The sequence below is a fragment of the Sphingobium sp. ba1 genome, from assembly GCF_000743655.1.
Lineage (GTDB): Bacteria > Pseudomonadota > Alphaproteobacteria > Sphingomonadales > Sphingomonadaceae > Sphingobium.
On record NZ_JPPQ01000069.1, the window covers coordinates 2,684,221 to 2,692,113 of the forward strand.

Below are 7,893 nucleotides of genomic sequence, written 5' to 3' on the forward strand. Positions count from 1 at the left end.
TTAGCTCCATCGTCACGCAAGGACGCCCCCTTCGACGACCTGCAAGGCGGGCGCTCAGGATAAACTGCGGTACCACGGCTCAGCCTGTATTGTTCCCGAATATGGGCCAGCACTTTGGCTGAGCCATCCTTCGGAGCCGCTTGCTGATCAGGCGAGAGCGCCAGGAACGATCGCCACGTTCACTCACATCCATGACACGGCAGGGCAGTTCAACGGGCCTCTGGGGCCGACAGCCATGCACAAATGCGAAATTCACGGCCTTTGGCTCGCGAAGAACTGCTTGGCCTTCCCCAGCATTTCCCTCTCCTCCCGCAGCACATGGTTTTCAAGGCGAAGACGCTCATTCTCACGCGCCGGATTTGCATCCTGCGCGGCCATCAGGTCAGATCGGTATCTCCAGCGAGTTACAACAATGATGTTCCCGTGAAGGCGGGAGAGAGCAGAGTCGTCACCTCAATGTACGAAGCGGGCCACCACGTCGCGGTAGGAGCGGCTGACTTTGACTTGGGCGCCGGATTCCAGCACCAGGAAACATTCGCCGTTGGTGTGCGGCTTGACCTGCTTCACCTGGCTCAGGTTGACGATGGTGGAGCGGTGGACGCGCTGGAAGTTGCGGGGGTCCAGGCGCTTTTCCAGATCCTTCATCGTTTCGCGCAGGATCAGGCTGTTGTCGGCGGTGTAGATGCACATATAGTCGCCGGCCGCGTCGATCCGTTCGATGGAATCGACGTCGACCCGGAAAATCTGGCCGCGATCCTTGATGTTGATGAGCTTTTCGAAGCGGTTGGAGGCTGGCCCCTCTTCATCGCCCGCGGCGAAATCGGTCATCGCCTGGGGCGCGACTTCGGCCAGTACTTCGCGCAGCTTTTCCGCTTCCTGCACCTGGCGCTTGTCGGACAGGCGCAGCCGCACGCGGTCGAGCGCATCGGCCAGGCGGCCTTCTTCCACCGGCTTCATCAGATAGTCGATCGCCTGCGCTTCGAACGCGCGGATGGCATGGTCGCTATAGGCGGTCACGAAGATGAACAGCGGTGGTTCGACTTCCATCATCCCCTGCACGACGGAAAATCCATCGAAGCCAGGCATTTGAATGTCGAGGAACACGAGGTCGGGCTTGTGCGTCTTGATCGCACGAATGGCTTCGCGGCCATTGGTGCAGGTTTCGATGATGTCGACATCCTCATGCGCTTGCAGACGCAGGGCAAGGCCCTGGATGGCCAGGCTTTCGTCATCGACGAGGATAGTTCTGATGGTCATGCGGCCACTTTCGGTTTGTCTTCCATGTTCAGCGGAATTTCGATGATGACCGAAAATCCGCTTGGGCTGGAACGTGTTTCAAAGCGCTGTCGTTCCCCGAAAGCCTGAATTAACCGGTCCCGGATGTTCGGCAGGCCCACGCCCATGCCCTCGCTCACCATCATGTGCGGCTTCATTCCGCCTTCGTTCAATCCCGGACCGGTGTCCGATACGACGATCCGCACATTTTCACCGGCAGGCTGCGCGCTGACCGAGATTTCCGCCCCCTCCTCCTTGGGCGTGACCGCATATTTGATGGCATTTTCGACCAGCGGCTGGAGCAGCAGCGATGGCAGGCGCGCATGGCCGACCGCCGGATCGATGATGAAGACCGGCCGCAACCGCTCCTCGAAGCGCATCTTCTCAATCTCCAGATAGAGTTTGAGCGTCTCGATCTCCTGTTCGATCGTCACCTGCGCGGTCGGTTCGTTGACGAGCGTGTAGCGCAGGAAGGATGACAGCCGCGACAGCATCGCATTGGCGCGGTCGGTCTGTTTGAGCAGCACCAGCGTCGAGATGGAATTGAGCGTATTGAACAGGAAATGCGGATTGAGCTGATAGCGCAGCATCGCGAGTTGCGCGTTCGCCGCCTGCGCCTCCAGCCGCAACAGTTGGTCGGCCTGTTCCTCAACCGTCAGATAGAAGTTGATCGCATAATAAAGCGCCGACCAGGCCCCGATCAGCGTGACCGACAGGTAGAAAGCGCCCAGGAACAGTTGCACCCCGGCCGTTTCGCTGCCCTTATTCTGCGTCGAAAAGACCCAGGCGTCGATGAAGGCGACCAGCCCGGCGGCGATCAGCACGGCGAGGATGGATACGCCCCAGGTGATGATCGGCCGCTGTTTGAGCAAAAAGCGGAACATCACCGCGATCAGCAGCGTGACCGAATAGCCGGTCGCGGTGGAGATCATCACCGGCACCAGGCTGGAGAAGGACTGGCCATTGGCGATCGTGGACGAACCGCGCAGCAGGAAGGCACCAGCCCATCCCAGCGATTGCAGGTTCCAGAAAGCGCGGTTCTTGTCAGCGAAAAAGGGCTGAGGCTGGATACGGGGCACGGACATCGCGCGGGAGACTAGGCGATTTCCGCGCGGGGGTGAAGCCGGGTTCAGGCTGCGGCTGCCGGTTCTTCCGCCATCGGCGTGATTTCATCCGGGCACAGCCACACCAGATCGGCGAAGCTGAGCGGCCGTCCGTCATGCGCGTGGATGGCGATGGGACGGATCGGCTGGCCATCCCGCTTGTCGGCCAGCACCTGGCACGACATGGTGCCGCATCCCCACCGTTCGCCCCATTGGCGCAGCGCGATCATCGCGGGCACGAGATCCTCGCCCTTTTGCGTCAGGCGATATTCGACCTTGCGTCGGTCGCACTGCATCGGCTGGCGCAGCATGATGCCATTTTCCACCAGCCGCGACAGGCGGTTGGCCAGGATGTTGCGGGCGATGCCCAGCGTCGATTGAAATTCCTCGAAATGGCGGATGCCCGACAAGGCACCACGCAGGATCAGGAAGGACCAGCGTTCGCCCATCATCTCCAGCGCGCTGGGCAGCGCGCATTGTTCCAGATCCTGGGCGAGATTATGTTTCATCGTCATAGCATATAGCGCAAAGCCACAGGCGTTGCAAAAGTGCAGCCTTATTCGGGGAAATGGGATTTTTTTGTTGCGTAACAAGGCACTTCCCACACAATCGGGAAACGATGTTACGCCAGTATGAACTTGTCGAACGGGTAAAGCGCTACGATCCCGATGCGGACGAAGCGATGATCAACCGCGCCTATGTGTTTTCGGTGCAGAAACATGGGAGCCAGAAACGTGCGAGCGGTGACCCCTATTTCAGCCATCCGATTGAAGTCGCGGGGATATTGACCGACTTCCATCTCGATGATCAGACCATCGTCACTGCCCTGCTGCACGACACGATCGAAGACACGCTGGTCACCTATGAAGAGATTGAGGCCGCGTTCGGCAAGGATGTCGCCCGCATGGTCGATGGCGTCACCAAGCTGTCGAAGATCGAAGCCATGTCCGAAAATGAGCGGGCGGCGGAAAATCTGCGCAAATTCCTGCTCGCCATGTCCGACGATATCCGCGTGCTGCTGGTCAAGCTCGCCGATCGGCTGCACAATATGCGCACGCTGCATTTCATCAAGAATGAAACCAAGCGCCGCCGCATCGCCAAGGAGACGATGGACATCTATGCCCCGCTCGCCGAGCGGATCGGCATGTATGATTTCATGCGCGAGATGCAGTTGCTGTCGTTCCGCGAGCTGGAACCGGACGCTTATGACAGCATCACCAAGCGGCTGGAGCAGTTGAAGGAAGGCGGCCATGACAAGGTCGACCGCATCGGCGCGGAATTGCAGCTATTGCTGGGCAGCCGCGACTTGCCGGTCACTGTGTCGGGGCGCGAGAAACATCCCTATTCGATCTGGCGCAAGATGCAGGAGCGCCACATCAGCTTCGAGCAGCTGACCGACGTCATGGCGTTTCGCGTCATCACCGACAGCCCGGAGGATTGCTATCGCGCGCTGGGCGTCATCCACCAGACCTATAAAATGGTGCCCGGCCGCTTCAAAGATTATATCTCCACCCCGAAACGCAACGGCTATCGGTCGATCCATACCACGGTCATTCATCAGGACAATGCCCGGATCGAGGTACAGATCCGCAGCCGCGACATGCATAATCATGCCGAACTCGGCCTTGCGGCGCATTGGGCTTATAAGCAGAAGGGCGACGCCACCGACCAGCAGGCGGCGTGGCTGCGCGACCTGGTCGAAATCCTGGAACAGAGCCAGGATGCCGACGAACTGCTCGAACATACGCGCATGGCGATGTATCAGGATCGCATCTTCGCCTTCTCGCCCAAGGGCGAGCTGCATCAATTGCCCAAGGGGTCGACCCCGGTCGACTTCGCCTATGCCGTCCACACCTCGCTTGGCAATCAGACGGTGGGGGCAAAGGTCAATGGCAGGGTCGTGCCGCTGCGCACCTCCCTCGAAAATGGCGATCAGGTCGAGATCCTCAAGTCCGACGGGCAGGAGCCGCAGCCCGGCTGGCTGACCTTCGCCATCACCGGCAAGGCACGCGCGGCGATCCGCCGCTATATCCGCCAGAAGCAGCGCGGCGAGGAGATCAAGCTGGGCGAGAAACTCTATGACGAGATTCTCGGCCGCTTCTCGCCTGACCTCGCCAAGGAATTGGGCGACAAGGCGCTGGCAGGCGCGCTCAAGCGGTTGAAGCTGGAGGATCGCGCCGCACTGATGGTCGCGATCGCCACGCACCGCCTGCTCGATTCCGAAGTCATGGAAGCGCTCGTCCCCGGCTCGACCAGCGCCATCGGCATGGAGGAAACCCACCCGCGCCAGCATGCCCCGGTGTCGATCCGCGGCCTGACGCCGGGCATCGCCTATAACCTCGGCGATTGCTGTCATCCAGTGCCGGGCGACCGCATCGTCGGCGTGCGCCGCACGGGCGAGCCGATCGAGGTCCACACCATCGATTGCCGCGCGCTCGAAGCGGGGCAGGATGATGACTGGATAGACCTCAGCTGGGACAGCAAGTCCAAGGGCGGCACCGCCCGCCTCTCGGTCATCGTCAAGAACCAGCCCGGCGCGCTCGCCGCCGTCGCCAATGTGTTCGGCGCGACCAAGGCGAACATCCTCAACCTGCAACTGGTCAACCGCGAAGGCCCGTTCCACACCGACGTCATCGACCTGGAAGTCGCCGACGCCCAGCATCTGATGCGGATATTGTCAGCGCTGCGCGCGATTGACGTGGTAGTGCAGGCGGACCGGGTTTAGGCTGCCGCCTCTATCCGCATTCGCAAGCCCAGGGCCGGCAGAAGCTTCAGCATGGTGCCAAGTGTCGGATTTCCTTCGGGACCAAGCACACGATAGAGTTGTTGCCGCTTGATGCCAGTTTCCTGTGCAAGCTCCGTCATTCCATGTGCCCGCGCGACAATGCCAATCGCTTGGGTAATGACATGGACGTCGCCCGTCGCGAGCGCTTCGGCCAGAAGGTCCGCTTGATCTTCGGCCTCGGTCAGATATGCCGCCGCATCGAAGCGGGTGAGTTCGATCGTCATCATAATTTCCTTTCGCACGCAGGCCCAGGCCTATTGACGCTGGTTGCGTGTGGCGGCTCAGCCTATCCGAGCTGCCATATCCTTTGCTTTTATTATATCCCGCTGTTGGCTCGACTTGTCGCCGCCCATCAGCAGGATGACCCATTGTTCGCCCCGCCTCAGCAGATAAAGGCGATATCCAGGGCCGAAATCGATCCGCGCTTCCAATACGCCTTCGCCCACCGACTTCACGTCACCCATCAAACCCAGTTCAAAGCGCGCGATCCGGCCGGCAATCTTCGAACGTGCCTTGTGATCGCGCAAACTGGAAAACCATTCGACGAAGGTTGGGGTTTGCTGCACGTTCACAACGTCAACATATATGTGACACATCCTATGACGTCAATATATAAGTGACACTCGTGATCATTGTCGCATGTTATGCATTGATTCTGCCCAATAGATCTGTATAGGCGACCGCAGCGAACCCTTCGGGGTTCACCGTCCGAGACAGTTGGTGAAGGGAATATGCCCTTCTTAATGTCCAGCCTAGACGGGGAAAAGTTCTTTACCGAACGGGCCATATGCCCGATTCGGGTCTGCCTGTTCCCGTCAAACGGATGCGGGCCAGTCGATCTCTCCCCTTCGGACTTAGTGCCCCGTGGCTTATCCCACGGGTTTTAAGCGTTCGTCGGATTTCCGCCGAACAGAAAGTGGAGAATGGCATGGATCGTAATCAGAAAGCTGAGGTCGTTTCCGCGCTGAACGCAGAGCTGGCAGAAGTTGGCGTGGTCGTCGTGACCCGCAACCTCGGCATGACCGTCGCCCAGTCGACGGTTTTGCGCCAGAAGATGCGGGAAGCAGGCGCGACCTACAAGGTTACGAAGAACCGCCTCGCTCGTATCGCCCTTGATGGCACCGACTATGCCGGCCTCAGCGACATGCTGACCGGTCCTGTCGGCCTTGCTACCTCGGCCGATCCGGTTGCAGCCGCCAAGGTTGCAGTCGAATTCGCAAAGACCAACGACAAGATCGAAATCGTTGGCGGCGCGATGGGCGGAATGCTGCTCGATGCAGAGGGCGTCAAGGCGCTCGCATCGATGCCGTCGCTGGACGAACTGCGTGCAAAGATTATCGGCCTCATCCAGGCGCCGGCAACCAAGCTCGCTACCGTCATCCAGACACCGGCTTCGCAGCTCGCGCGGGTCTTCAACGCCTATGCGGAGAAGGACGCAACCTAAGGGCTGCCCCCGACCCCTTTTCGTTTGACTCATTATCTGACGGGGCAAACGGCCCCAACGTAAGGAAATATTGCACATGGCAGACATCAACGCACTGGTCGAACAGCTTTCGGCCCTCACCGTCCTCGAAGCCGCCGACCTGTCGAAGGCTCTGGAAGAAAAGTGGGGCGTTAGCGCCGCTGCTGCCGTCGCCGTCGCTGGCCCGGCCGCTGCCGCTGCCCCGGCTGCTGAAGAGCAGACCGAATTCGACGTCATCCTGACCGGCGACGGTGGCAAGAAGATCAACGTCATCAAGGAAGTCCGCGCTATCACCGGCCTGGGCCTGACCGAAGCCAAGACGCTGGTCGAATCGGCTCCCAAGGCCGTCAAGGAAGGCGTGAACAAGGACGAGGCCGAGAAGGTCAAGAAGCAGCTTGAAGAAGCCGGCGCGACCGTCGAACTCAAGTAATCGGTGCGCCCCGCGTCATGCGGGGCACAACGGTCCGGTTTCGACCGGACGATATCGGGCGGCTCCTCGCGGGGCCGCCCTTTTTCGTGGGGTTAGGGGTAGTGGCGTTTGGTTTTGGCCGATCCCAGCTTTGCACCCGTGGATGCACGAGCAAAGCCAGGTGTGACGGCTATTGGTAGATGGCGGACCTTCCGGTTTCCGACTCCGTTTTCCCGATAGCTGACATTTTAGATGTCGGCGCCATGTGGTGCTTGCTCATCCCATTCGGCTCCCTCTGCGCAGCCGCCGCCCTTACACTCAAGGAAACGATCCATCATTGCGCGGACCCGAACGATCTGACGGCAATTCGCCCCATTATCTGGCCGGAACACCACTATAGGCTGGACAGGTAGTTTGGAGATCGAGATTAGACGGGAGGCTAACGCAGACCGTGATATTTCACGGCCATCGAACAAAATCTGGTTTTCTCTCGTTAGCTCCAACACGCTTAATGCAGAGAGCCTAGTGTTCCATTGAGGTTTTGTATCCCAACGTCCCGCCCGACAAACATTGGAAGCGGTTGAGGCGACGATGATACAACCAGCAAAAGCCATCAGCCAAAACGCTCCGCCTAAAATTATCTCGCGCCGTTCCATGGCATCTCTCCGTTTCGGATCAGGCACAGTCTATCGAATGGCCGATTTACGGCGAGCTAACAATAAAATTGGGCAGGCATTTATGGGCGATACCGGGCGGATAACTTTCTATTCCCCGCCCGCTTGCGGGAGGGGCAGCGAGACTTAATGAGCGGAGCGAATTTAGTCGCAGCGGGGTGGGCCGACGCGAGCGTTGCGCTATG

9 protein-coding genes are annotated in these 7,893 nt (G+C 59.7%); 3 read left to right on the forward strand and 6 right to left on the reverse strand.

Annotation, left to right across the window (positions count from 1 at the left end):
- Positions 1–252 precede the first annotated feature (252 nt).
- The 4 genes from IL54_RS25730 to IL54_RS16180 all read right to left on the reverse strand — a co-directional run bounded on the left by IL54_RS25730 (position 253) and on the right by IL54_RS16180 (position 2,887).
- Positions 253–378 carry a hypothetical protein gene (locus tag IL54_RS25730; protein WP_272945514.1) on the reverse strand — a complete coding sequence of 42 codons (126 nt, stop codon included), beginning with the start codon at positions 376–378 and terminating at the stop codon, positions 253–255.
- A gap of 75 nt (positions 379–453) precedes the next feature.
- Positions 454–1,257, reverse strand: coding sequence for a LytR/AlgR family response regulator transcription factor (locus IL54_RS16170; RefSeq protein ID WP_037476896.1), 804 nt, complete (start codon positions 1,255–1,257; stop codon positions 454–456).
- Positions 1,254–2,360, reverse strand: coding sequence for a sensor histidine kinase (locus IL54_RS16175; RefSeq protein WP_037476898.1), 1,107 nt, complete (start codon positions 2,358–2,360; stop codon positions 1,254–1,256). The genes IL54_RS16170 and IL54_RS16175 overlap by 4 nt, the downstream gene beginning before the upstream one ends.
- Before the next feature lie 44 nt (positions 2,361–2,404).
- Positions 2,405–2,887, reverse strand: coding sequence for a winged helix-turn-helix transcriptional regulator (locus IL54_RS16180; RefSeq protein ID WP_037478935.1), 483 nt, complete (start codon positions 2,885–2,887; stop codon positions 2,405–2,407).
- A gap of 110 nt (positions 2,888–2,997) precedes the next feature.
- Here IL54_RS16180 and IL54_RS16185 point away from each other — a divergent pair, with 110 nt between their 5' ends.
- On the forward strand, positions 2,998–5,103 hold the full coding sequence (locus IL54_RS16185; protein WP_037476901.1) for a RelA/SpoT family protein: 2,106 nt from the start codon (positions 2,998–3,000) through the stop codon (positions 5,101–5,103).
- On the opposite strand, the gene IL54_RS16190 is transcribed toward IL54_RS16185, so the two are convergent.
- A complete protein-coding gene (locus IL54_RS16190) occupies positions 5,100–5,390 on the reverse strand; it encodes an addiction module antidote protein (protein WP_237748914.1) in 291 nt (96 codons plus the stop codon). The two genes, IL54_RS16185 and IL54_RS16190, sit on opposite strands and share 4 nt — an antisense overlap.
- Before the next feature lie 54 nt (positions 5,391–5,444).
- Entirely contained in the window at positions 5,445–5,729 is a 285-nt protein-coding gene (locus tag IL54_RS16195) for a type II toxin-antitoxin system RelE/ParE family toxin (protein ID WP_237748915.1), read from the reverse strand.
- 362 nt (positions 5,730–6,091) lie between these two features.
- Between IL54_RS16195 and rplJ the strand changes: the two genes are divergently transcribed.
- Positions 6,092–6,607, forward strand: coding sequence for a 50S ribosomal protein L10 (rplJ, locus tag IL54_RS16200; RefSeq protein ID WP_037476907.1), 516 nt, complete (start codon positions 6,092–6,094; stop codon positions 6,605–6,607).
- A gap of 76 nt (positions 6,608–6,683) precedes the next feature.
- On the forward strand, positions 6,684–7,055 hold the full coding sequence (gene rplL / locus IL54_RS16205) for a 50S ribosomal protein L7/L12 (protein WP_037476909.1): 372 nt from the start codon (positions 6,684–6,686) through the stop codon (positions 7,053–7,055).
- The last annotated feature ends 838 nt before the right edge of the window (positions 7,056–7,893 follow it).